Genomic DNA, 24,652 nt, shown 5'->3' with positions numbered 1-24,652 from the left:
GGGGCTTGGACCGGCGAAGCGGATCTCGAACTGGCCGGGATCGAGGTCCATCTCTTCTGCGATCATGATCGGCTGCACCGAGCCGACGCCTTGCCCGATATCGGCGTGCTGTGCGATCAGCGTGATCCTGTCCGGGCTGATCTCGACCCAGGGATTGAAGGTCACCGAGTTCGGCGGAAGGCCGACGGCGAGTGGATTGCCATCGGCGCTCTGTGCGGCCGCTTCGGCGCGATCAAAGGCACCGAAGGCAATGCCGCCGGTGATGGCAGCGGAGCCTATGACGAAGGCCCGGCGCGAAAGGCTCTGCATGTGACCCATCTCACTTCTCCGCCATCTTCTTCGCGGCCGCCGCGTGGATCGCCGCCCGGATGCGCGGATAGGTGCCACAGCGGCAGAGATTGCCGGACATCACCTGGTTGATTTCGTCGTCGGTCGGATTTGAAATCAGATCGAGCAGCGAGATGGCCTGCATGATCTGTCCGGTCTGGCAGTAGCCGCATTGCGGCACCTGATGCTCGAGCCAGGCCTGCAAGACCGGATGTTGCTCCTTCTTGTCGAGGCCTTCGAGCGTGACGACCGACTTGCCTGCGACCTCGCCGATATGCGCCTGACAGGATCGGACCGCCATTCCGTCGATATGGACAGTGCAGGCGCCACATTGCGCTACGCCACAGCCGTATTTGGGACTGGTGATGCCGAGCTCGTCGCGCAGCACCCAAAGCAGAGGCATCTCGGGAACCACGTCGACGCGGTGACTGGTGCCATTGACGGTGAGCTCGATCATGTCGATGCTTCCCTTGCAAAGTAGATGTCAGCGTGCCTTCGCGCCCGCGCGACTGTCAAACCGAATCCCCATCACAACAGCGCACAGTTTCAAATTCGCACGGCAACGATTGCAATGTGAATTCGGAACCGCCTCTGATGCGGCGAACTGCCTAATGCGACAGCAGCGCAGCGCCTGGGTGCGCCGTCTCGTCGCGCGACATTTTGATCGGCGCCGGGAGGCAAGTGCGGAGACGAGAATGCAGGAGTGCCGGCGGATGCTGCGACGGTCAGGTCGGCTCGCTCAGGTCAGCTCTCTTGCTCCGGCAGGCGTTTCGATCCGGGCGCGGTAGCGCAGCTTCGGTCCCTTCACGATTTCGGGCGGACGATCGATCGTCAGCGCACGATACAGCGTCTCCAGCGCGGCGGGTTCCGGATGTTCGAGCGTGAAGGAGTTGAGCCGCGCGCCGAGATCCGCGATCGCAGCCATCGAGCGGGGCTTGCCACGCCTGTCGATGATCGAGGGAGCGGCGCCGTCGAGCGGGAGTGAGCCGTCGTTCGGAATGGCGAAGTCGAACGACGGATCATTTGCGGGAAGCGGAACCTTGGCGCCGAAGATATCTTCTCGGCCCGCGAGGACCGCGTCGATCACATCGGTTCGCGCGACCCAGCCGCGCAGGCGGCGGCCCTCGTCCCAATCGGACCTGACCTGATCCTGGTCGTCCAGGCCGAACCAGCGCGAGCGGCCCGTCGCAACGGCCTCGGGATCGAGCGCCACGATTTCCAGGTAGACGGAGTCACCGAGCTGAAGCAGGTGATTGTGGGTGCCCATATAGGCATGGCGCTGCCCGAACGGGACATCGAGATCGAGGCAGTTTCGAACATGGAGGACGCCTTCGGCCAGGCTCGGAGCGATGACCGTGATATGATCGAGCTGCAACATCTTCCGGGATTCCGCGGCGAGGTTGCCTCATCATGCAATCGTCATCTCCGGCTTGCAACGTCGTCACTCGGCTCCACTTTGGCCTGGTGACACCCCTCCTGCATGGCTGACCTACCGCATCCGCGCCGCGCTTCGCTTTACCCTGCAGTCGATTCCTGATCCTCTCTGCCCAACCGGCCGGATCAACCGGCCAAAGCCTCAAAGGGAGAGACGCCATGAAGCTCGGCACCGCCATTGCGGAAATCATGCGGCGCGAGGGAATCGAGATCCTCTGCGGCTATCCCGTCAACCATCTGATCGAGCACGCCGCGAAAGTAGAGATCCGCCCGGTGATGGTGCGGCAGGAGCGCGTCGGCATCCACATGGCGGATGCAATCTCGCGGGTGACCTCGGGACGCAGCGTCGGCGCGTTCTGCATGCAACATGGGCCCGGCGCGGAGAATGCGATGGGCGGTGTCGCGCAATGCTTCGGCGAATCCGTGCCCGTGCTGGTGCTGCCGATGGGCTATCAGCGCCGGCTTGCGCATATCGAGCCGAACTTCAATTCCAGCGAAGCGATGAAGCCGTTCGCGAAATCGTCGGAGCCGATCATCCTCGCGGCGGAGGTCGCCAACATCTTCCGCCGCGCCTTCACCAAACTGAAGAACGGCCGCGGCGGCCCCGTGATCGTCGAGATCCCCTCCGACATGTGGAACGAGGAGGTACCGGAGCCGCTCGACTACACGCCGGTGCTGCGCACGCGCTACGGCGCCGATCCCGTTCATGTGAAGGAAGCCGCGCAACTGCTCGTCAACGCCAAGCGCGCGGTGATCTATGCCGGCCAGGGCGTGCATTACGCGCAGGCCTGGCCGCAGTTGAAGCGGCTCGCGGAGCGGCTGGCGATCCCCGTCACCACCAGCTTAGGCGGCAAATCGTCATTCCCCGAAACGCATCCGCTCTCGCTCGGCTCCGGCGGCCTTGCGGTGCCGCGCGCGGTGCCGAAATTCCTCGGCGAAGCCGACGTCATCTTCGGCATCGGCTGCTCGTTCACGGAAACCAATTTCGGCATCGCGATGCCGAAGGGCAAGACCATCATCCATTCCACGCTCGATCCCAATCATCTCAACAAGGATGTGGAGGCAAAAATCGGCCTCGTCGGCGACGCCGGCCTCGTGCTCGATGCGCTGCTGGAGGAGATCGCCAAGACCGTCACCGCGGATCGTGACGCATCGGCGGTGGCGGCCGAGATCGCGGCCTCGCACCAGGAGTGGCTGGCGAAATGGATGCCGAAGCTCACCAGCAACGATGCGCCGCTCAGCCCCTATCGCGTACTGTGGGATTTGCAGCACACGGTCGACATCGACAACACCATCATCACGCACGATGCCGGCAGCCCGCGCGACCAGCTCTCGCCGTTCTGGAAATCGACAAAACCCCTCACCTATCTCGGCTGGGGCAAGACGACGCAGCTGGGCTACGGCCTCGGGCTCGCGATGGGCGCCAAGCTCGCAAGGCCCGACAAGCTCTGCGTCAATGTCTGGGGCGATGCGGCGATCGGCTTCACCGGCATGGATTTCGAGACCGCAGTGCGCGAGCGCATCCCGATCATGTCGATCCTACTCAACAATTTCTCGATGGCGATCGAACTGAAGGTGATGCCGATCTCGACCGAAAAATATCGCTCGACCGACATTTCCGGCGATTACGCCGCCATGGCGCGCGCTTTCGGCGGCTATGGCGAGCGGGTGACGCGGCCGGAAGACATCATCCCCGCGATCAAGCGCGGCATCCAGAAGACGCAGGAGGGCATCCCGGTGCTGCTGGAATTCATCACCAGCAAGGAGACCGAGGTGTCGCGGCCGGGCACGTGAGGCAAGCCGGGCGCTGGCTCCGGCCGCAGGGGATGTGATAATCCGGCCCGGTGCCGCGCCTGCCGCGGCACCAAGCCGGATTGCGAATGATCAATTCTTCCCATGATGTCGCCGTGGAGCTTGCAGCCGAGAATGCGCGGTTGCGCAGCGAGCTTGCCATTGCGCGCGACCGCCAGAACGCCAGCGCCGAGATCCTGCGCAACATCGCGGCCTCGCCCTCCGATGCCCGCCCGGTGTTCGCCGCGATTGCGTCGAGCTCCAAGCGCCTGCTCGACGGCTTCTCAGCCACCGTGCTCCAGTTCATCGGCGACGAGCTGCATCTCGTCGCCTACACGCCGACCAGCCCGGAGGCCGACGAAGGGCTGAAGGCCTCGTTCCCGCGCAAGATCGCGGAGTTTCCGACCTTTGCGCTGGTGCGCGGCGGCGAGACGATCCAGTTTCCCGACAGCGAGGCCGCTGACGTCCCCGAGCTGAACCGCGAGCTGGCGCGGCTGCGCGGCTTCCGCAGCGTGCTGTTCATGCCGCTGATGAACCGCGGCACGCCGGTCGGCATGATCAGCGTCACGCGCGCCGAGCCGGGCGCGTTCGCGCCTGACCTCGTGCAGCTCTTGCAAACCTTCGCCGACCAGGCCGTGATCGCGATCGAGAATGCACGCCTGTTCAACGCGACACAGGAGGCGCTGGAGCGCCAGACCGCGACCGCCGACATTTTGAAGGTGATGGCGGCCTCGCCGTCCGACGTGCAGCCCGTGTTCGAGGCCATCGCCGCCAACGCCAACCGGCTGATCGGCGGCTTCTCGACGGCGGTGCTGCGCTATGTCGACGGCGCCGCGCACCTTGCGGCGTTCACGCCGACCGATCCGGCCGGCGATCGCGTGCTGCAGGCCTCGTTCCCGGTGCCGTTCGCGCGATTCCCGCCCTATCAGCTCGTGGCCAAGGGGACCGCCGCGCAATTGCCCGACACCGAGCTCGAGCCGGCGGCGCGCGACATCGCGCGCGCCCGCGGCTATCGCAGCATGCTGTTCGCGCCGCTGATGAGCGAGGGCGAAGCGATCGGCATCATCATCGCGACGCGCCGTGCGACGGGCCCGTTCGCCGAGCATCACGTGCACCTGCTGCAGACCTTCGCCGACCAGGCGGTGATCGCGATCAAGAATGTCAGCCTGTTCAATGAAGTCGCGAGCCGCACGCGGGAGCTTGCCAGGTCGCTCGACGATTTGCGCGCGGCGCAGGACCGGCTGGTCCAGACCGAGAAGCTCGCTTCGCTCGGCCAGCTCACCGCCGGCATCGCGCATGAGATCAAGAACCCGCTCAACTTCGTCAACAATTTCGCCTCGCTCTCCGCCGAATTGACCGACGAGTTGAACGAGGTGCTCGCACCTGTCGACCTCGCCGACGACGTTCGCGCCGAGGTCGACGAGCTCACGGGGCTGCTGAAGGACAATCTCGGCAAGGTCGTGCAGCACGGACGGCGCGCCGATTCCATCGTCAAGAACATGCTGCTGCATTCGCGCGAGGGCGGCGGCGAGCACCGGCTGAGCGACATCAACGCGGTGGTCGAGGAGAGCCTCAACCTCGCCTATCACGGCGCGCGGGCCGAGAAGCCGCAGTTCGACGTGACGCTCGAACGCGACCTCGATCCGGCCGCCGGCTCGGCCGACGTATTCCCGCAGGAGATCACGCGGGTGCTGCTGAACCTGATCGGAAACGGATTCCATGCGGTCGCCAAGCGCAAGGCGGAGACCGCAGCGGGCGCTTACGAGCCGGTCGTGACCGCCGCGACCCGCGACCGCGGCGACAGCATCGAGATCCGCATCCGCGACAACGGCACGGGCATCCCGGATGAGGTGAAGGAGAAGATGTTCAACCCGTTCTTCACCACCAAGCCGGCCGGCGAAGGCACCGGCCTCGGACTGTCGATGAGCCACGACATCGTGGTGAAGCAGCATGGCGGCACGATCGAGGTCGCGACGGAGCCGGGCAAGTTCACCGAATTCACGATCCTGCTGCCGCGCAAGAGCAGCTTCCCGGATCGCGCGGACTGAGCCCTACTCCGCCATCTCGACGGGTTGCTTCGCCGAAGGGCCGGCCAGCGGCCGCTCCTCCATCGCGATCAGGCACAGCGCGGCAATGGTCATCAGCGCGGTGGCGGCGCCGAACACGTAGCGGAAGGCGTGCCGCATGTCCTCGGTGGGAATGGCGACGCTGCCCGCGGCGTGATGTTCGCCGGCGAGCGGAACGTCGATGCCGAGCGCGATCAGCAGGATCGCCGCGAAGGCGGCGACCGTGAACGAGGACATCAGCGAGCGGAAGAAGTTCATCGCGCCGGTGATGGTGCCGACCTGCGGGCGGGCGACCGAGTTCTGCAGCGAGACCACGCAGACCGGGAACGTGGTTCCGAGCCCGAGCGCGAACGCCGCCATCAGCGTGAGCAGGCCCCACAGCGGCAAGGTGGTGAGCGTGAGGCCGAGGCCGCACAGCGCGGCCCAGGAGGTGCCGATGATGGCGACGCGCTTGTAGTGTTTTGCACGGGCCATGGTGCGGCCTGCGATCGCCGCGCCGCAGGTCGAGACCGCCGCCAGCGGAATCAGCGCGAGACCCGCCTCGCTGGCGGTGAGATGGTAGACCGACTCGTAATAAAGCGGCAGCTGCACCGTGAGGCCGGTGATCGCGCCGAGCCCGCAGCCGCCGGCCGTCAACGCGAACGGCGCCACCGATCCGGTCAGCAGCTTCAGCGGCAGGAACGGCTCGTCGGCCCGCCGGGCGTGCCAGACGAAGGTCACCGCCAGCGCGATGGCGCTGCCCACCATCGCCAGCACGGTCGGCGACAGCCAGGGATAGCGCGAGCCGCCCCAGGTCAGCACCAGCATGAAGACGACCGCAGACGCCATCAGCAGCACGCCGCCGAGCCAGTCGACCTTGCGCTTGCGGTGGAACACCGGGATCTTCTTCATGTTCGGCAGCAGCAGCCCAAGCGCCGCGGCGGTGAGCGGCAGATTGATCCAGAAGATCATCGACCAATGCAGATGCTCGGCGAACACGCCGCCGATGACCGGACCCAAAATGCCGCCGACCATCCAGACGCTGGAGAAATAGGCCTGGTACTGGCCGCGCTCGCGCGGCGAGACGACGTCGGAGATCACGGTCTGAACGACAGGCATGATGCCGCCGCCGCCAAGCCCCTGAAGGCCGCGCGCCAGGATCAGCATCGGCATGTTCGGTGCCACCGCGCACAGCACCGAGCCCGCCACGAACAGGCTGAGCGAGATGATGATCATGACGCGGCGGCCGTAGATGTCGCTGAGCGTGCCGAACACCGGCGCGACCGCGGTCGAGGCGAGCAGATAGGCGGTGATGACCCAGGAGAGATTGGAGACGTCCTGGAACTGGCGCCCGATGGTCGGCAGCGCGGTCGCCACGATGGTCTGGTCGAGCGCCGCCAGGAACATCGTCAGCATCAGGCTGATGACGATGGTGCGGACCTCGTCCTGCGACAGCGGCGCCGGCGGCGTGATGGACGGCGCGTCATCGACACTGATGACCTCGCTCGGAAGCCGGGACAGCTCCTCGGCGATGTCGTCGGGCAAAGTCTGGATGTCGGCAGAACTGCTCTGCCGGTCGAACTTGTTCATCTCGCTCGGACGTCATGGGGCGGCGCAACGCCGCAAAGGATTCGTTCTATGCAGCCCAATCTAGACAGCAAAGTTTGTCCCGGGCAGGCACCCCGGCGCATGGGAGCATCCCACCCCCGGGTCATCCCGAACAAGTGATCGGAGCCGTGCGGCGGCTCAGTCCTTCGGACGTCGCTTCAGGCGCGCCCGCTTCGGCAGCAGCGCGGGCCATTGCACGATGTGGTCCTCGAGCTCCTCGTCCGGGATCTCCTCCTCGCTGCCCTCGACCCGGCCGCGCACGGAGACGCCGGCTTCGTGCACCGTGTTGGGATCACCGGAGACCAGCGGATGCCACCAATAGAGGTCACGGCCCTCGGCGACGAGCTTGTAGCCGCAGCTCGGCGGCAGCCAGTTCAGGGTGCGGACATTGGCCGGCGTTAGGCGGACGCAATCCGGAACCTTGTCGGACCGATTCGGATAGTCCTTGCAGGCGCAGCTCGCACCATCGAGCAGCTTGCAGCCGATATGGGTGAAATAGATCTCGCCGGTGTCTTCGTCCTCGAGCTTGTTCAGGCAGCAGCGGCCGCAGCCGTCGCACAGGCTTTCCCACTCGCCCGCCGACATCTCTTCCAACGTCTTGGTTTTCCAGAAGAATCCTTCCTGGCCTGAAGGTCGTTTGGGAGCTGCGGTCATGCGCCTCAACAAAGGTTCGAAAGAGCAACGAGCCATGCCATCTAGGGCGTGCGGCCGCCATGGTGCAAGCAACGCGCCTTTGAGGCCCGTAATGACCCGGGGTCAATTAGGCCTGTTGTTCAAAATCGCGAGCCTGACCATTGGTTTATGGCCCCCGCTCGGCTAGAAGGAACAGCAAGTCCCTCGGATGCTGGCCGGGCGCCTTGGGTTTGCCGCAACATTCCCCCAAGACGTCTCGACGCCGCCCCGGCCGGGTGCTTGGACGCTTTCGAAGCGAGCCTCAAGGGTTCTAGGTGCGCCAGATCATACCACCGCATTGGAAGCAGAAGATCCGGAATTTCTTCCTGGATCTCGATGCGCGCATCGACTCCTCGCTGTTCTCCTCGGCCAAGGGCATCCGCGAGCTCTACGAGCGCTATTCGACCTTCATGGACCGCTTCTATGTCGGGCGCTGGAAGCGCTGGGTGTTCATCGAGCCACTGTCGGAAGCCGCGACGCTGGGCCTCGGTGGCCTGGTCGTGATGCTCACCCTCGCCATTCCCGCCTTCCGCGAGACCGCGGACGAGGACTGGCTGAAGAAGTCCGATCTCGCGGTGACCTTCCTCGACCGCTACGGCAACCCGATCGGCAGCCGCGGCATCAAGCACAACGACTCGATCCCGCTGGAAGATTTTCCTGACGTGCTGATCAAGGCGACGCTGGCGACCGAAGACCGCCGCTTCTACGAGCATTTCGGCATCGACATCGCCGGCACCGCGCGCGCGCTCGTGACCAACGCGCAAGCGGGCGGCGTCCGCCAGGGCGGCTCCTCGATCACCCAGCAGCTCGCCAAGAACCTGTTCCTGAGCAACGAGCGCACCATCGAGCGCAAGGTCAACGAGGCCTTCCTCGCGGTCTGGCTGGAATGGCGCCTGACCAAGAACGAGATCCTCAAGCTGTATCTGGACCGCGCCTATATGGGCGGCGGCACCTTCGGCGTCGACGGCGCGGCGCATTTCTACTTCAACAAATCCGCGCGCGACGTGACCTTGGCGGAAGCCGCGATGCTCGCCGGCCTGTTCAAGGCGCCGACCAAATACGCCCCCCACATCAACCTGCCCGCCGCCCGCGCCCGCGCCAACGTCGTGCTCGATAACCTCGTCGATGCCGGCTTCATGACCGAGGGCCAGGTGTTCGGCGCCCGCCGCAACCCGGCCTTCGCGGTCGACCGCCGCGACGAGGCCTCGCCGAACTACTATCTCGACTACGCCTTCGACGAGATGCGCAAGCTGGTCGACACCTTCCCGAAGTCGTACACCGAGCGCGTCTTCGTGGTCCGGCTCGCCATCGACACCAACGTGCAGAAGGCCGCGGAGGACGCGGTCGAGAACCAGTTGCGCCAGTTCGGCCGCGACTATCACGCGACGCAGGCCGCGACCGTGGTGTCCGATCTCGACGGCGGCATCCGCGCCATGGTCGGCGGCCGCGACTACGGCGCCAGCCAGTTCAACCGCGCCACCGACGCCTATCGCCAGCCCGGCTCCTCGTTCAAGCCCTATGTCTACACCACCGCCCTGCTGAACGGTTACACGCCGAACTCGGTCGTGGTCGACGGCCCGGTCTGCATCGGCAATTGGTGCCCGCAGAATTATGGTCATTCCTATTCCGGCTCGGTGACGCTGACACAGGCGATCACGCGCTCGATCAACGTGGTGCCGGTGAAGCTCTCGATCGAGATCGGCCGGAGGAACGAGCCCAAAGCGCAGAACCCGGCCAAGGTCGGCCGCGCCAAGATCGTCGAGGTCGCGCGCCGCTTCGGCCTCAAGGCGCCGCTGCCCGACACGCCGTCGCTGCCGATCGGCTCGGACGAAGTCACCGTGCTCGAGCACGCCGTCGCCTACGCGACCTTCCCCAACCGCGGCAAGGCGGTGACGCCGCATTCGGTGCTCGAAGTGCGCACCGGCGCCGGCGACCTCGTCTGGCGCTGGGACCGCGACGGCCCGAAGCCGCGGCAGGCGATCCCGGCCTCCGTTGCCGCCGACATGGCCGGCATGATGAGCCACGTCGTCAGCGAAGGCACCGCGCGCCGCGCCGCGCTCGACGGCATTCCGACCGCTGGCAAGACCGGCACCACAAACGCGTATCGCGACGCCTGGTTCGTCGGCTACACCGGCAATTTCACCTGCGCGGTGTGGTACGGCAACGACGATTACTCGCCGACCAACCGCATGACCGGCGGCTCGCTGCCGGCGCAGACCTGGCACGACATCATGCTCGCGGCGCATCAGGGCGTCGAGGTGCGGGAGATCCCCGGCATCGGCATGGGCCAGAAGCTGCCGCCGCAGCACGTGAGCAACGCGCAGGCCAACGCGGCGCCGAAGATCCTGGAGACCAAGCCCGGTCCGCCGCCGGTGCTGACCAAGCGCGGCGCCGACATCCTGGTGCGCGTCGAGAAGCTGCTGGATGACGCGGCCAAGACGGCCAGGAAATCGGCGGATGCCGACGCCAAGGCGGCCAAGCCGGCCTCGGCGACGAGCGCGCTCGCCTTCCCGCAGAACTATGCGGAAGAGAATGCCAACGCCACCGCCCCGCGCAAGAACTGATCGAAACCCGTGCGGCTGATCCTGATCACATTGACGGCCCTTCTGCTCGCGACGGTGGTCGGCGTCGGCGCGACCTGGATGACGACGACGCGCGGCACCGAGATCGGTGCGCTGACCATCGGCGCCTGGACCGCGCGCCCGCGCACCGGCACCGCCGACGTCGATCCCTATTCGCGCGCCACCATCGTGCGCAACGGCGAGCTGCCGATCGGCACCGGCGACGGCGTCGCCTTCACCGCCACCACCGACGACAAGAAGAAGGCGCTCGACGGCCGCTGCGACGTGATCGTCTCCGGCGTGACGCCGCCCGCGCGGTTCTGGACGCTGACGCTCTACGACCGCAAGGGCCATCTCGTCGCGAATTCGCTCCAGCGTTACGGCTTCACCAGCCAGGAGATCGTGCGGCAGTCCGACGGCTCGTTCGAGATCCGCATCGCCTCGCGCTCGCGCGCCGGCAACTGGCTGCCGACCGGCGGCATCGAGCGCTACGCCCTGATGCTGCGCCTCTACGACACCCCGGTCGGCGTTGCGACGCGTACCCAACGCGATGCGCCTATGCCCTCCATCTCGACGGTGGGCTGCTCATGATCCGCCTGCTGTTCACCATCGTTGCCGGCATCGTGCTGGGCCTCGTCGTCCATCTCGTCAGCGTGCTGGCGCTGCCGCGGATCGCGACGCAGGACGCCTATTCCAGGCTGACGCCGATGACGAAGCTGAACGCCGTCAGCCAGCTTCCCCTCGCCGATCCCCAGACTTCGCCGATGCCGTTCATGGACCCGGCCTTTGCGCTGGCGATCTGCCGCTACGACCTTTCGGGTGGACCGATCAAGCTCACGGTGCCCGTCAGCCAGGCCTACACCTCGGTGTCGTTCTACACCCGCAACGAGATCGCCTATTACGCCATCAACGACCGCTCGGCGGGCCGCAAGGTGATCGAGCTCGATTTGATGACGGAAGCGCAGCACAACGATCTGCCCGAGGACGAAGAGGTCACCGCGGCCGACCGCCTCATCATCGATTCCCCCAGCACCACCGGCCTGATCGTGATGAAGGCGCTCGCCCCCGAGCCCGGCCTGATGCAGCAGGCGCAGGCCACGTTGCAAGCCGCGACCTGCGCGCCACAGACCGAGCCGCCCGCCAAGGCCGAAGCGCCGCGCGGCCGGCGCTGAGCGCGGCTGGTTCGGCGGCCCTCAAGAGCAAGATCTGAAAAACAACCCCATGCACAGTAGCAGGGGCATTGAAATCGTTGGGTTTAAACCGCGGACCACTCAAGCGGCCGCTGACCTGATGTCGGCCTGTTCGGATCTTGAAAGCCATTGTCGGCGCGCATAGCCTTGCAGCCAATGTCGCCGGCTCGCACCATCGATATCGACGACCTCTGGCGCGCCGCCGCGCGAAAGCTCGGCGGTTGGAGCAAACCACCAGACGATGTCCATCTCGATGGATTGCGCTGCCTCGCCTCGGCGCTGGCGAGACCCGGTCGGTACACCGAAGGGGAGTTGCGTCTCCTCCAGCGCGAATTATTCGTCCGCATCCTGGCCGACCTCAGCGTATCCCGGGATATCGCTGATCATCCCGAGATCGCAGACATTCCGGTCAGGCGCCCGCTCTTGATCACCGGATACGGCCGCACCGGAAGCACTCTCCTCCATAATCTGATCGCGCTCGATCCTCACATGCGCGCGCCTCGGCTGTGGGAATTATGGAGCCCGTCGCCGCCTCCGCGTCCCGAGACGGCCGCGTCCGATCCGCGCATCGCGTTCGCGCGGCGACGGCTGAAGGCGTTTACTGCCGCCGATCCGTCGATCCTGAAGATACATCCGATGGCAGCCCTTGCGCCGGACGAGTGTCACTGGATGATGCGGCATAACACGCTGACGCCAATGTTCTATCAGGCGCCTGAATATTGGGAATGGTTAAAGCAGCTCAGCAAGGCAGACCTCCACCAGCTCTACTCGCATTATCGGCTGCAGGTACAGCATTTGCAGTTATATGTCCGCGGCGATGTCTGGGTGAGCAAATCCCCTACGACCCACCTGCATTTCTTGCCAGTGTTGTTCGACGTCTTTCCCGACGCCAACGTGGTGCGGCTGCACCGCCATCCCTCCGACGCGGTGCCATCCCTGTGCAGCCTCGTGGCCGGTTACCGGCGGCTGTTCGCGCAAAGAGTGGACTATGCCGAAATCGGCTCCACTCTTCTGGACATGTTCGTGGATAACATGGACCGGTCCATGGCGGCGCCGGCGGACAAGGCGGGCCAGATCACCGACATCCGATTTGAGGATCTCGTCGCGGATCCCGTGGCGACGGTACGCAGCATTTACCGGCGCTTCGGCTATCCCTACGGCGGCGCGAGTTTTGAAGGGACGATGGCGCGCCATCTCGAGAGCGAGCAGGCCGCAAAAGCGCGGCACACTTATGCGCTCGACCAGTTCGGCCTTTCCCCAAGCGAGGTGATCGATCGTTGCGGGAATTATCTCCGCTGGCTGGGGACGCACGGCAGCGGGTCCGTCGGCGGCACACCGTCGTGACGAACCCGAACCCGCCTTGAGCCCGCAGATTCAGCTGCCGTACGGCGGCTCGTTCGCCAACGGATGGCTGTCGGAGGGATAGCGACTCTTGATCAGGATGGTGATACCGCCGCGCGAAGTCCGTGTGTCCGGTGCCTGCCAAATCAAGACCTCGAAATCGTACCCAGGTGCCCAGGCAAATGTGATGGGCGTCGCCGGGTCAGTCCCGAGTGCGGCGAAAATGACGGCGCGGATCGCTTCCTGCTGCGCGATCGGTATCTGCCCCAGGAACTTCCTCCATTCGCCCTTGATCGCCATCTTGTCGTCGATGACGACGCCGCTCTGCCCAAGAGGCTGGCCTTCCTTGAAGGCGTCCCTGTGCGGCACCAACTTGGCAATCCTTTCCTTCGAGAACGCGATGTTGAGCTTACCGAGCGCTGTTTGAAGATGAGGCATCCGCAATCTCCGATCAAATGGCTGAAGAAAACTCAATGCAGCTTAAGATTGACACCGCTCCATAGCCGGCGCAACGGCGATTATCTGCCCTGACCGTTTACCGCATCGCGTGCAGACGTCGGACCTTCATCGAACCTTGCGGCGACCTCATCCATCAAAGGCGCGTATAGCTTCGCGCAGGTTTCCTGCATCAGGCTTCGGGCGCGCGCCAAATCCGAGAGCGCAAGCTCGACCCGGCCCGCCTGTCGCTGTACATCCGTCCGGACGAGACGGGCGAGACATTCGGCAACGCGCGCCGTCCGTGCCGTCGCCACCTCGATCGCCTCTGCTGCCACGAGTAGAGCCGCCTCCAGCTCATTGTTCAGCCGGTGTGCATTGGCAAGATCGGCCAGAATCCGCGCCTCCGATTCAAGCCCGGCCTTGCGCACTCGCGCAACCGACAGCGCCTTGTCGAGGCTTTCCACCGCTTGGGCAAACCGGCCGCCAACCAGATGCGCCAGGCCAAGACAGGCGAGCGCATTGACGAGGATATAGGGGCTGCCGGTTTCGGTGGCCATCGCCATGGCACGCGCGGCGTGAAGATCGGCGAGCGCCTTATCCTCAAGCGCCCACGCCATGTCGACAAAGGCAACGTTGACGAGATGGAGCGTGATGTCGTTGGAATCGGCTTCGGTCTGCAGCATACGGTCGAGCCAGGGCCTCGCCTCGTCGAAGCGGCCGAGCTGGACCAGGACCTGCCCGCGCATTGCGGTCAGCCAGCGCGCGACGTCGAAGTTGAAGAGCTGACGGTCGAATTCGCTGATGGCGTCAACGCGGTCGGTCGCGTCGATGATGGCCTGCAGCGCCTCGTCGAGCCGTCCCGACAACCGCGTTGCTTGTGACAGCACGGCGGTCAGCATCGCCTCGCCGCTACGGTCCTGCCCACTCGTCAACGCGAGCGCCTCGCGCGTCCGCGCGACGTAGTCGTCCGCTGATCCGCTCACCGCGAGGTTCCGGCCATATGCGGCATGAATCCAGGCATGGGCCCGCGCATTGCCCGAGACGAGCGCCAGTTGCCGTGCTTCCTCGAACCAACGCCGCGCCTCCTCGGCCGAAATACCTTCGCGCCACCCGAAGGTCAGGACCTGGATGCAACAGGTCAGCCGCAGATAACCGATAGACTCGGATAACGGCTGGCCTTCCAGCAACTGATGGACCTTCCGCCAGCTTCGCAAGGCCTGGCTTGAATCGTGCGTACCGATCCATAGTGCGGCCCGGATATGGGCCTGCGCCGCTTCCATCGGCTGGCCGGCTTCTTCGAGATGATAGGCCAGCAGGCTGGCCCGCTCCTCCTTCCGGTCCGTGAAGTGCTGCTTCATGATGCGCGCGACGTCGCCATGGATGCCGCGACGGCGCTCGCGCAGGAGAACGCCATAGCAGGTCTCCTGAACGAGTGGATGCGAGAAGGCATGGACGCCGGGATCAAGCGCCAGTTCGCGCAGCAGCTCCGAGCGGCGCAGCCGGTCGAGCGCATCGTCGAGCTCCGGAGACGACAGCCCCGTCAGCGCTTCGAGAATATCGCGCGGCGCTTCGCGGCCGATCACCGCGGCATACTGCAACACGCGGCGCGCTGGTTCGTCGAGGTGATCGATCCGGGCAGCGAGCAGGGCTCGGATCGTGGGCGGCAAGGGAATCGCCTCGATGCCGCCCGCAAGCCGGTAATTGCCGCGTTCCCCCTCTAAATCGCCGCGGTCGACAAGGCAACGCACCAGCTCCTCGAGAAAGAACGGGTTGCCCTGTGCGCGATGGGCGATATTGCGCGAAACCAGCGCCAGCGAGGAATCGGAGCCGAGAAGCAGGCGCAATAGTCCTTCGGACTCGGTATCGGCCAGCGAGGAGAGGTTGATTTGCCGGTAATGGCTTCGCTGCATCCAAGGCGCGCTGTAGCCATGCCGGAAGTTCAGCAGCAGCATGGTCTTGGTGCCGGTGATGGCATCGGCGATCACGTCGATGAATTCCTCGCTCGCGGCGTCGATCCAGTGCAAGTCCTCGAGGAGAATGAGCGCGGGCTGCAGCTGCGGTCCCGATCGCACGAACAGACGCACCAGTTCGACGAGCCGCTTCTTGCGCATCGCGGGATCGGTCTGGGCCGTCGGCTGATCCGGGTCGACGAGGCCAAGAAAGCCGAGCAACAGTGCCAGCGTCTCGTCGTCCACCCCGTATGCCGACATGACGCTTTCCACCCGCTCCTGCGCCTCGGAGGCCAGCATGCCGGGCTTGATGCCAAGAAAGTCGCGAGCCAGTTCGACGATGGGCTGATAGGGCGTCGCGTGGCCGTGCGCTGTCACACGAGCTTCGAAAACCCGATAGCCTCGATCGCGACAGCGCTCGGCGAATTCGAAGCAAAGCCGGCTCTTCCCCGAGCCGGCTTCTCCGACGACGCCGACAGCCCGCGGCTCGCCGGCGGCTGCGCTGGCGAGTTCTGCCTCAAGCAGGTCGATCTGAGCGGAGCGACCGATCAGCGGGGTTAGCGCAGGCTGACTGCGAAATATGACGCTAGCCGGCGCATGAAGCAGGCGCTCCAGCCTGAAAACCTCCATTGGTTCGGTCACTCCGCGAACCACACGCAGTCCAAGCGGCGTCGCTTCGACGTAGTTGCGGGCCGCGGCGGCCGTGGCGCCGGTGATCAGGATTTCGCCCGGCTCGGCCATCTGCTCCATGCGCGCCGCCACATGCGCGGTGGACCCGGACACATCGTATGTGTGATAGAGGCTGTTGACGACCGCCTGCAAAATCACCTCGCCGCTGTGGACGCCGACCCGGATCCTCAGATCGCGATCACCGAGTTCCGCCAGGGCGGCCTGAAGCGCCAGGGCCGCGCCGCAAGCGCGCACCGCGTGGTCCTCACGGGGCACCGGTGCGCCGAACAACGCCATCACGCCGTCGCCCTGCACCTTGTTGACGATGCCGTCGTAGCGCTCAACGCCCCGCCGCATGGCGTTGATCGCCGGCTGGATCCGGCGCATTGCGTCCTCGGGGTCGGCGTTTTGGATCAGCCACGTCGAGTTGCTGATATCGGCGAAGAGGATGCTGAGCTGCTTGCGTTCGCCGCCGGTCGCGCTCAGCGCGCGCAACCATTCTTCCGCCGACCGGCTCGAGGAAATGGTGAGCGGCGCGCTGCATTTGCCGCAGAAGCGGCTGATCGGGCCGTTGATGTGGCCGCACGCGATGCAGACCGTGCGCATCGGCTTTCCGCAGGTCTCGCAGAATGCATTCGTCGCGCTGTTGTCGCTATTGCAGTATCGGCAAAGCATACGCAGGACCTTGCATCCGATCGCCACGGATCAGGATAACGCGGGAAATGCGTTGTTGCCATAGTCATGGTCCCGCCGCGCATTCGACCCCCAACCTTCCGAGGTCCTAACGCTTTGCGAACGGGATCATCATCAGGAGCGGTCGCTGGACAAGCTGGGCGGAAAGTCCCGCAATGGCACCGTCGTTATCCCTATAATATTCGACCAGCACGGGGAAAAAGGTCCCGAACGCCCCCACTGTGAACAGGAAGGTCGTGTCGCCAAACTGATCCAGCTGCCAGCTCGACCCGTAATAGCTGATCGACAGAATGGTGCCATTCAGGCTCACCACGAGATCGCCATATCCGGGATTGCTGAACATTCCCGTGAATTTCGCGATTGCGGGCGGCGCCAGGGCCATGGCCACGCCCTTGGCCACCGGCGATGGCGGCTCGGCGGACAAGCTCAGGGCTCCCATCGGAGCACAGCTGGGAAGCTCGACGGTATTGGAAAGCGAGTTGGTTAGCAAATAATCGTAAACGGCGGTCGCGATCTTGTCGGGCCATTTGTTGCGCAGCATTTGGTTGGTGCAGTGCTGGTTGGTGAGGACGACCACCCCCATCCCGTCGTCCGGCATGAACGACACGTATGCCGAACCGCCCTGGGGATCGCCGGTATGGAAAACCAATCTCTTCTGCCGAGGACCGTTGGGTGTCTTGATGGTCAGCTTCCCGACGTTCCACCCCAGTCCATACATGGTACCGTCGCCGGGATCGCTGAACGGGTGATAGGTGAGTCCCAGCGCTCCCTCGCCGATCACGACCTTGCCGTTCCCCGTCATCCCCCTTCTGAGCAACAGCTCGACCCACTTCGCCATGTCGAGTGCCGATGAGTTGATCTCGCCCGCGGGACCAATGTTGGTGAAGTCCTTCAGGGCTAGGGGTGCCTCGCCGATATAGCCGAGCACGCGATTCGAACTTTGCAGATAGTCCGCAAACGACAGCGTCGTCTCAGTCATTCCGAGAGGACCGAGGATGCGGCTCCGTATGATATCCTCGTAGCTCTCGCCGGTCAGTATCTCGAGGAGATGGCCGGCAACCATGTACAACAAGTTGTTGTAGATGAACTTCGCCCGGAACGGCACCGCAAACGGCAGATCGCGCAGGCGGTAGAACAACTCCGCGCGCGCGAAAGGACCGAGGTACCAGAGGCAATCATGCGGGGCGAGCCCGGTGCGATGACAGAGGAGGTCGATCAACGTTGCCTCGCCCGAGGCGAGCGGGTCCGACATCTTGAAGGATGGAACAAACTGGCAGATCGGCCGGTCAAGCGATAACACCTTGTCCTCCGCGAAGATCGAGAGCAACGTGCTGGTGAACGCCTTGGTGGCCGAGCCGATTGGAAAGAGCGTGTGCTCATTGACAAGCGTCCCGGTCGCGCGGTTGCGGAAGCCGAAGCCACCGGCATAGACCATCCGGCCATTCTGCAGGATCGCGACGCCAACCCCTGTATTTGCGACGGGCGGGTCGGCAGCCTCGATTGCGTCCTCGACGATGCGTGCGAAATCCGGAGTATTCATTGGTTTGTCCTCAAATGCCGCCCACGTAAAAGAACACTCTTCCAAGATCACAGAACGGAAAACCTGACAGGCAGAGTCCGAGGGCCGCCGATAAAAATCGACGCCAGCCGGCGCGGCGTACCCGAAAGCTCGATGAACGTCAGCCGGCGCAGCAATTCCTCGAAAAAGACCTGCATTTCCAGCCTTGCCAGATGTTGACCAAGGCAAATATGCGCACCATGACCAAAGGCAACGTTGCGGCCACGATCATGGCCGATACGGAAATGGTCCGGCGAGTCGAAGGCCTGCTCGTCCCGGTTTCCCGAGAGATAGCACAACATCAACCAGTCGCCGGCGGCGATCTGGCGCCCGTCCAACACGACATTCTCCCTCGCGGTCCGCATCACGTGCTGCACTGGCGCGGTCCAGCGCACCGCTTCCTCGACCAGATCAGGCACGAGACGGAGGTCGGATTTGACCTTGCGGAATTCGCCGGGATTTTCGCACATTGCCCAGATTGCGCCCGATATGGCGGAGCCAACGGGGTGATGACCGGCCGTCAGGAGCACCATCAGATAGCTGACGGCTTCGAACCGATCGATCGGCTCGCCGTCCACCGTGGCATTTGCGATCACGCTGATGAGGCCATCGCGCGGGGATCGACGAGCCTGTTCGATCAGCGGCGCAAAATAGCTGTCAAAGTCGGCAACGGCGTCTCTCAAACGCCTGGCGTGCCGTGCCGGATCACGGCTGGCCCAGCGCGCGCGCGCCGGTGGGTCGTCCTGACTACGGAACAGTCCCTGGATGAGAGCGAGCAGATGCGCCTCGTCCTCCGCCGGTAGCCCGAGCATCGTCATCGTGACGCGCAACGGGTAGAGCTGGGCCACGTCGTGCACGAATTCGCAGGTCTCGCCCCGCTTGATCGTTTCGTCGACGAGGTCACGCGCGATCGCTCGAACGCGGTCTTCAAGCATCGCAACGCTTTGCCGCGCGAACCATCGTTGCGTGACTTGGCGATATTGTGAATGGTCCGGGGCGTCCATTTGCAAAAGTGTCCGCATGAGATGCGGACTGCCGCCGGTCAGGCTACGCGCCAGCCGGTCGGCGGCCTTGGGCACGAGTGTGCTGGCCCGATCGCCATTGCGGAAGAGATCGTGGCGGCGGCTGACCTCGACGATATCGGCATATCGAGTGACCGCCCAAAACGGGTCGAAGCCGTCCATCTCGAGCCAGCCAAGCGGCTTATTCGATCGCAACCAGCGAAAGCCAGCCATCAATGCATTCTGGGTGGCGTAGGCCCTGGGGGACACCAAGAGCGCACTTAACTCGGCGGGTATAGCGGAGGCATGACACATGGCCAAAACTAAACTGGCGGACTGAACTGCACCAATGCTAGCGCTCGAAATTGGCCCGGCCCCACATCAGAGCGGAGGGGCAAGCACCATCGCAATCAATGATCAGACTGGCAGGGCGCGAGCCTGCGAGGCTTGATCCGAAGGTAGATTGCAACCAAAAATTGGTGAGAACAATGTATTTTCCGGATCCCCGTCGTTCGGGGGGCTCGGCTGGCTGTTTTGATTTGATTTCAGCGCATTGCACTGAAATCCAACGCGATGAAAACCCCATCGTCTCAGGCACCTATGCGTTGCCTTGTCATCGTGAGCACGCGCGCCTCGTCACGTCTTGCCCAGATGCGATTGCCCCTACAGCGTGGCCGGCCTAAATCTTCACTGCTCTTGCCGCCTGCTCCAGACTGGCCGGCACGATCACGCGATGAAACGGTGCTATCGTCGCCAGATAGATGCGCCCGAGCCGGTTATGGCAATGCACCACTGTGCCCGCGACCAGTTCGCGCCGATTGGCTGCGTCGGCGCGAAGCTGGATCGTGAGGCGGAAGTCGAGATGCCGGTCGTCCGCGCCGAGGATCAATTCCGTCGCGCTCTTTGACAGCACCGGGAAGAAGCCGATCACCGGCCCACGCGCCGCGCCGGCGAGACCGACGGCGCGCGACGATTTGACGCCGACCATCGACATCACCACATCGCGGAGGCGCGTGAGTGCACGAATCCACCACGCCTGTCGCTCAAGCGCGGCGCGTGCCAGCACCTCGACATCGTCGCTAGCGCCCGCCGGCAGTTGAATTGCAAAGGCGTCCAGAAGGTCCGCGCCCTCATAAAGCGGCGTGAGCACGCTGTTGCTGGGCATGGGCACGGCGCGCGCTTTGGTCATGAGATGAGGTCCCGGAAGCTGGGGCGCTGGACGTAGCGTAGTTAGTGGTGCGGACGATTTCGCCGTCGTCCATTTCTATATCCAGGCGCTCTGCATCGCAACAATTCTGCGGCACGCACGTCTCAGTTGGGTCACAAGCCGTCGATGACGTCTGCCTGGGTCGATGACCAGTCATCCGCCCGTCCTACTGTTCCGCTCTAACTCCTCGGACAAAACACCGGCAGGGTCGAACTCTTACGCCGCAGCCGTCGGTGGGCTCTTCTGCCCGAGGGCCTCACCCGCCGGCTCAGTCCAGCCCGTTGCCTCGATGCACAGCCTGACGGCCTCGCCGATGCTCGTCGCAACAAGGTCGGCTTTGGCGCCCTCCCGCAGCGATTCCAGCGCAGCCGCATCAATGTCTTTGACCCAGCAGCCCAGAATGATGGTCGCCTTCGGCAATTTTCGCCTCAGGCGCCGGACTGAATACCGCATGTGTGCCGCACCGCGGGCATCGAGATAGACCAGGCAGACGATTGCGACTCCCGTGGTATCAAGGCGGAAGACATTCGTCGTGGAAAGCGATTCCGGCCCTTCGACTCGTGCCGCGAGACCATGCTCCGTCGACAGCTGAGCCAGCATGATTGCGGCCGCCTCGTCAATGAGGCTGCGTCCGGCCACGCACAAGACAGGGTGCTCGCCCTGCCAATCCAGCGGGAGAGTTTCCTTGCGAACGTAAGGCAAGCGTTCATTGACAGCATTTTCTGCAACGCCCTCCACCGCTGACCATGCTTCGACATCGCTGGTTGAGCTGCTCTTCGCCGGCGGCCGGTCGTCCTGATCGGAAAGATCGCTGGTAAATTCGCTAACGGCGTCCCGGATTTTCGCAAGACGCTCCTGGTCAAGCGCATCGCGTTCGGCGTCGGCTTGCGCCAGTTGCAAACCCTTCAGGGCGACCTCGTCATAGTACGACGCTAGCGAACGCTCTTTCAGAAACTCTTCGGCCTTTTCGGCCGCTTCGGTCGGATCGCCGGCCAGCATCCGCTGATAGAAGATCTCCGGAGGAGAAAGCGCTGGCCGGTCGCCGAACATGACGTCGAGAAATTCCAAGCGCTCCACGTGCCGCCCGAGAACCACGAGGCAAACGGTCAAGGGAGTCGCGAGGACGAGCCCGATCGGGCCCCAAAGCGCCGTCCAGAACGTCGCCGAGGCAACCACGGCAATGGGCGACAGCCCCGTGCTGTGACCGTAAACCATCGGCTCGACGACATGGCCTACCAACGGTTCCACAACAAAAAACAGGGCGAGAGTCCAAAGCAGCATCGACCAACCGGGATCGATGGCAACCGCCAGCGCCAACGGGAACGCGGCCGCGATAACGGCCCCGACATAGGGGACGAAGCGAAGCGCAGCCGCGAGGATACCCCAGAGAATGGCGCTTGGTATTCCGATGAAGTATAGGCCGGCGCCGATCACCACGCCGAATCCGCCATTTAGGATGAGCTGGGTCAGAAACAGCCTGCTCAGGCGGCTCGCGGCATCGTCCAGTGCAGCCGTCGTACGCTGCAAATCCGACGAACCGGCCAGTCGAATAAAGCGATTACGAAGGTCCTCGCGCTGAATGAGAATGAATATGACGAAAATAATGATGATGCCGGTGGTCGCCAGCGGATGAATGAGGGGAGAAATCAAGGTTCGAAGACTTTCCAACGCCCCGGGATCCGGTTGGCGTACTTCAACGGGCACCGGGGGCGCGGAAGCATTCGATCCAGCAGCGATCGTGCCGATCTTGGGCACAGATGGGGCGTCTTTCGGCTTATCGAGCTCCTTGCTGAGATCCTTCAGCATGTCGGAGGCCCGCTCCAGCGTGCCCCGACCGGCTTTGGTATCTCGGAATGATTGGATCTTTTCGCTGATCGTCGACTGGTAGCGGGGAAGGTCACCGGCGAGCTGCGTCAATTGCGCGGCGAGAAGGCTTCCTATTGCGAAGATAAGCGCAAAGGCAACGCCAACCACGCTCACGACGGCCAATCCCCGCGGGACCCGCACGCGTTGTAATATTTCGACCAGTGGCGCCAACACGAAGCTGAGGAGAATAGCCAGCGCCACTGGCACGAAGATATCCCGGCCGAAATAGAGCATCGCGATGATGATGACGGTGAGAATCGCTGTCGCTACTGCACCAAGCAGCGCCATCAGTTCCTCAGTGGTGCGTGGTTTGAAGGGCTGTCTTGCTACAGGCCTCATTTGCCGTCCCTGTCCCCGTCGTCCGCTGAGCGCGCAATGATTTCAGCTGCAGGGGTGCAGGACGACACTGCATAGGACAGCCGCTCAGGCACTCATCCATACGGTCTTCATGAGCGGGCCTCGTATTTGCGGCCGCGCCGTGGCACGCCAACAGGTCTGCCCAGAAAAGGTTCCTGGCTGCGGTCATGATGCATGCTGCCGGAGGAGCTTTTTCCATAGCCGCACTGACGATCCGCAGCATAGCACCGCGAATGGTTCGCTCCGCGAGAACTGGTCAGCACTAGCGCTCCTCGGTCGGATGCACCCATTTGTAGGGTGTGATGCTTTGCGTTGCGGTCAGCTTGATCATGTGGACTGGCGGCGCGGAACGTCCCTTTCGGCACGACCGGCATTTGAGCGAGGCTTCCAGCTTCCAGATCGGCGTATCGCGTGGCCGGCGGATGGCGTCGAGGGGCAGGCTCGCACGCGTCTTGCACCTGTTGCACTCGACCTCGAGCCATCCCATGCCGCCGTTGAGGCATTGCGCGATCGTCGGCGAGGGCTGCGAGGGGCCACCATAGCCTTCCATTCGGACCGACCAGGCTTCGGCCTCGGCGCGGTCGGCCGTGCGGACCGCCTTCCTGGCCTCCTCGCGCGCGTGCTTGGCGGAGATTTCCGCCCCCATGATCCGGCCGCTCCAGATGACCTCGCGCGATTTCGTGCTCATGCCGCAACCAAAGCGAGCCCGGCGAGCGTTGGCAAATTATCGATCGCTAGTACGTCGAGCGTGCAGTTCGATACTGCGTGTCGTGGGTGTGGACAATCGGGGCGCAGAATCTCTGGCGAAGCCGTGGCGCCGACGGTGGCAGAGCGCCACCATTAGAAGTCGTGACGCCTGCGCGGGACCATCCCGCGCGGGTCTACGGGTTCAAAAGCCGCTGGCGGGATTTCAACGGCATGCTAGCATTGGGTTTTTCAAGTTTCATGAGCAACGTGTTTCATGAGCAACGTCATGCATCGCACAGTCTCTCGTCGCGTGGCGCTCATCGGTTGCCTGGGTTTGGTAACGCGGAATGCGGTGGCGCAACGATCCCGGACCTGGCGCGTCGCCTATCTGGTGTCTGGAAGAGCCGCGGCCACGACTCCCGTCATCAAGGATACGCTCCGCTCCCTGGGCTACGAGGAAGGCAAAAATCTCGTTTTCGAAGTTCGCGAAGCGAATGGCCATTACTCAGAGCTTCCGGATCTGATGCAGCAACTTCTCCAATTGAAGCCGGACGTCATCATCGCCGAGGCCACTCCGGCGATAGCCGCTGCCCAGAAGGCCACATCGACCATCCCCATCGTCATGTCGCCATCGACGGATCCGATCGGCTCCGGCTTCGTGAAGAGTTTTGCCAGACCCGGCGGCAACATCACCGGTGTCGCCAACATGTTCGGCGACCTCACCGCCAAAACGCTCGACATCGTCCAGCTCGTATTCCCGAACGTGGCAAAACTCGGCGTCCTGACGTCCAACAATCCGACCCACCCCGCGCTCTATGAGGTTGCCCGCGACGCCGCAGCAAAGATCGGGATTTCGGCGGAACGCTATATCGCAGCGAATCCGGAAGACCTGAAGAAGGCCTATCAGGACATGAAGGCCCGAGGCTGCGACGTCGTGTACGTGCTCGCCGATCCCATCAGACCTTCGCTTCCGCCCATCGCGTTGGAGCACCGCTTGCCTTCGGTTTTTCAGGTCAACAGCTACACGGAACTGGGCGGGCTCATGAGCTACGGGCCGGACATTTTGCCGCTGTTCGTCAAGGCTGCGCACTATGTCGATCGCATCTTGAAGGGTGGAAATCCTGCCGAGCTCCCCGTTGAACAGCCAACCCAATTCGTATTTGCCATCAATCTGCAAACCGCAAAGGCGCTCGGCCTTTCAATTCCGGAAAAGGTATTGATCATGGCCGACAAGGTGATCGAGTAACCCTGCCTCCTG

The 24,652-nt window shown here is 63.9% G+C and carries 18 protein-coding genes and 1 pseudogene; 7 read left to right on the top strand and 12 right to left on the bottom strand.

The features are described from left to right. Nucleotides 1-319 precede the first annotated feature (319 nt). Nucleotides 320-784: a (2Fe-2S)-binding protein gene (locus ML401_RS11940; protein ID WP_211417619.1), complete on the bottom strand. Its 465-nt coding sequence runs from the start codon at nt 782-784 to the stop codon at nt 320-322. Between the two features lie 282 nt (nt 785-1,066). Further along, nucleotides 1,067-1,705: a VOC family protein gene (locus ML401_RS11935; protein WP_259205403.1), complete on the bottom strand. Its 639-nt coding sequence runs from the start codon at nt 1,703-1,705 to the stop codon at nt 1,067-1,069. A 215-nt stretch (nt 1,706-1,920) separates the two neighbouring features. Between ML401_RS11935 and ML401_RS11930 the strand changes: the two genes are divergently transcribed. Together ML401_RS11930 and ML401_RS11925 are read left to right on the top strand one after the other, a co-directional pair. Then, nucleotides 1,921-3,555 carry a thiamine pyrophosphate-requiring protein gene (locus tag ML401_RS11930; protein ID WP_285812039.1) on the top strand — a complete coding sequence of 545 codons (1,635 nt, stop codon included), beginning with the start codon at nt 1,921-1,923 and terminating at the stop codon, nt 3,553-3,555. Between the two features lie 86 nt (nt 3,556-3,641). Continuing rightward, nucleotides 3,642-5,600: a GAF domain-containing protein gene (locus ML401_RS11925; protein ID WP_285812038.1), complete on the top strand. Its 1,959-nt coding sequence runs from the start codon at nt 3,642-3,644 to the stop codon at nt 5,598-5,600. A 3-nt stretch (nt 5,601-5,603) separates the two neighbouring features. On the opposite strand, the gene ML401_RS11920 is transcribed toward ML401_RS11925, so the two are convergent. Then, nucleotides 5,604-7,187 (bottom strand): MDR family MFS transporter, encoded by a 1,584-nt coding sequence (locus ML401_RS11920; protein ID WP_285812037.1) that lies wholly within the window; start codon nt 7,185-7,187, stop codon nt 5,604-5,606. 156 nt (nt 7,188-7,343) lie between these two features. Next, nucleotides 7,344-7,859 carry a YcgN family cysteine cluster protein gene (locus ML401_RS11915; RefSeq protein ID WP_194407182.1) on the bottom strand — a complete coding sequence of 172 codons (516 nt, stop codon included), beginning with the start codon at nt 7,857-7,859 and terminating at the stop codon, nt 7,344-7,346. A 293-nt stretch (nt 7,860-8,152) separates the two neighbouring features. Between ML401_RS11915 and ML401_RS11910 the strand changes: the two genes are divergently transcribed. The 4 genes from ML401_RS11910 to ML401_RS11895 all read left to right on the top strand — a co-directional run bounded on the left by ML401_RS11910 (nt 8,153) and on the right by ML401_RS11895 (nt 12,972). Beyond that, nucleotides 8,153-10,441 carry a transglycosylase domain-containing protein gene (locus tag ML401_RS11910; protein ID WP_194407181.1) on the top strand — a complete coding sequence of 763 codons (2,289 nt, stop codon included), beginning with the start codon at nt 8,153-8,155 and terminating at the stop codon, nt 10,439-10,441. A gap of 9 nt (nt 10,442-10,450) precedes the next feature. Further along, on the top strand, nt 10,451-11,029 hold the full coding sequence (locus ML401_RS11905; RefSeq protein ID WP_194407180.1) for a DUF1214 domain-containing protein: 579 nt from the start codon (nt 10,451-10,453) through the stop codon (nt 11,027-11,029). Then, nucleotides 11,026-11,610, top strand: a complete 585-nt coding sequence (locus tag ML401_RS11900; protein WP_285812036.1) for a DUF1254 domain-containing protein — start codon at nt 11,026-11,028, stop codon at nt 11,608-11,610. Before ML401_RS11905 ends, ML401_RS11900 begins: the two co-directional genes overlap by 4 nt. Before the next feature lie 174 nt (nt 11,611-11,784). Next, nucleotides 11,785-12,972, top strand: a complete 1,188-nt coding sequence (locus ML401_RS11895; protein ID WP_285812664.1) for a sulfotransferase — start codon at nt 11,785-11,787, stop codon at nt 12,970-12,972. Between the two features lie 30 nt (nt 12,973-13,002). Here ML401_RS11895 and ML401_RS11890 read toward each other — a convergent pair whose 3' ends face one another. The 8 genes and pseudogenes from ML401_RS11890 to ML401_RS11855 form a co-directional block, all read right to left on the bottom strand. Then, on the bottom strand, nt 13,003-13,413 hold the full coding sequence (locus ML401_RS11890) for a hypothetical protein (RefSeq protein ID WP_313754983.1): 411 nt from the start codon (nt 13,411-13,413) through the stop codon (nt 13,003-13,005). Nucleotides 13,414-13,487: 74 nt separating this feature from the next. After that, nucleotides 13,488-16,520 (bottom strand): adenylate/guanylate cyclase domain-containing protein, encoded by a 3,033-nt coding sequence (locus ML401_RS11885; RefSeq protein WP_285812035.1) that lies wholly within the window; start codon nt 16,518-16,520, stop codon nt 13,488-13,490. 105 nt (nt 16,521-16,625) lie between these two features. Further along, nucleotides 16,626-16,700 (bottom strand): annotated as a pseudogene (locus ML401_RS11880) (hypothetical protein); the annotation flags it as partial. A gap of 106 nt (nt 16,701-16,806) precedes the next feature. Then, on the bottom strand, nt 16,807-18,258 hold the full coding sequence (locus ML401_RS11875; protein WP_285812033.1) for a serine hydrolase: 1,452 nt from the start codon (nt 18,256-18,258) through the stop codon (nt 16,807-16,809). A 47-nt stretch (nt 18,259-18,305) separates the two neighbouring features. Continuing rightward, nucleotides 18,306-19,511, bottom strand: a complete 1,206-nt coding sequence (locus ML401_RS11870) for a cytochrome P450 (protein ID WP_285812032.1) — start codon at nt 19,509-19,511, stop codon at nt 18,306-18,308. Nucleotides 19,512-19,956: 445 nt separating this feature from the next. Next, nucleotides 19,957-20,466 (bottom strand): DUF2867 domain-containing protein, encoded by a 510-nt coding sequence (locus ML401_RS11865; protein WP_211417629.1) that lies wholly within the window; start codon nt 20,464-20,466, stop codon nt 19,957-19,959. Between the two features lie 234 nt (nt 20,467-20,700). Beyond that, nucleotides 20,701-22,638, bottom strand: coding sequence for an AI-2E family transporter (locus ML401_RS11860; RefSeq protein WP_212067137.1), 1,938 nt, complete (start codon nt 22,636-22,638; stop codon nt 20,701-20,703). Between the two features lie 331 nt (nt 22,639-22,969). After that, nucleotides 22,970-23,395, bottom strand: coding sequence for a hypothetical protein (locus tag ML401_RS11855; protein WP_211417631.1), 426 nt, complete (start codon nt 23,393-23,395; stop codon nt 22,970-22,972). A gap of 273 nt (nt 23,396-23,668) precedes the next feature. Here ML401_RS11855 and ML401_RS11850 point away from each other — a divergent pair, with 273 nt between their 5' ends. Beyond that, nucleotides 23,669-24,640 carry an ABC transporter substrate-binding protein gene (locus ML401_RS11850; RefSeq protein ID WP_285812031.1) on the top strand — a complete coding sequence of 324 codons (972 nt, stop codon included), beginning with the start codon at nt 23,669-23,671 and terminating at the stop codon, nt 24,638-24,640. The last annotated feature ends 12 nt before the right edge of the window (nt 24,641-24,652 follow it).

Source organism: Bradyrhizobium sp. 62B (assembly GCF_030272265.2).
Lineage (GTDB): Bacteria > Pseudomonadota > Alphaproteobacteria > Rhizobiales > Xanthobacteraceae > Bradyrhizobium.
Note: the sequence above shows the minus strand (reverse complement) of the source record. Positions and strands in the feature narration are given on the sequence as shown.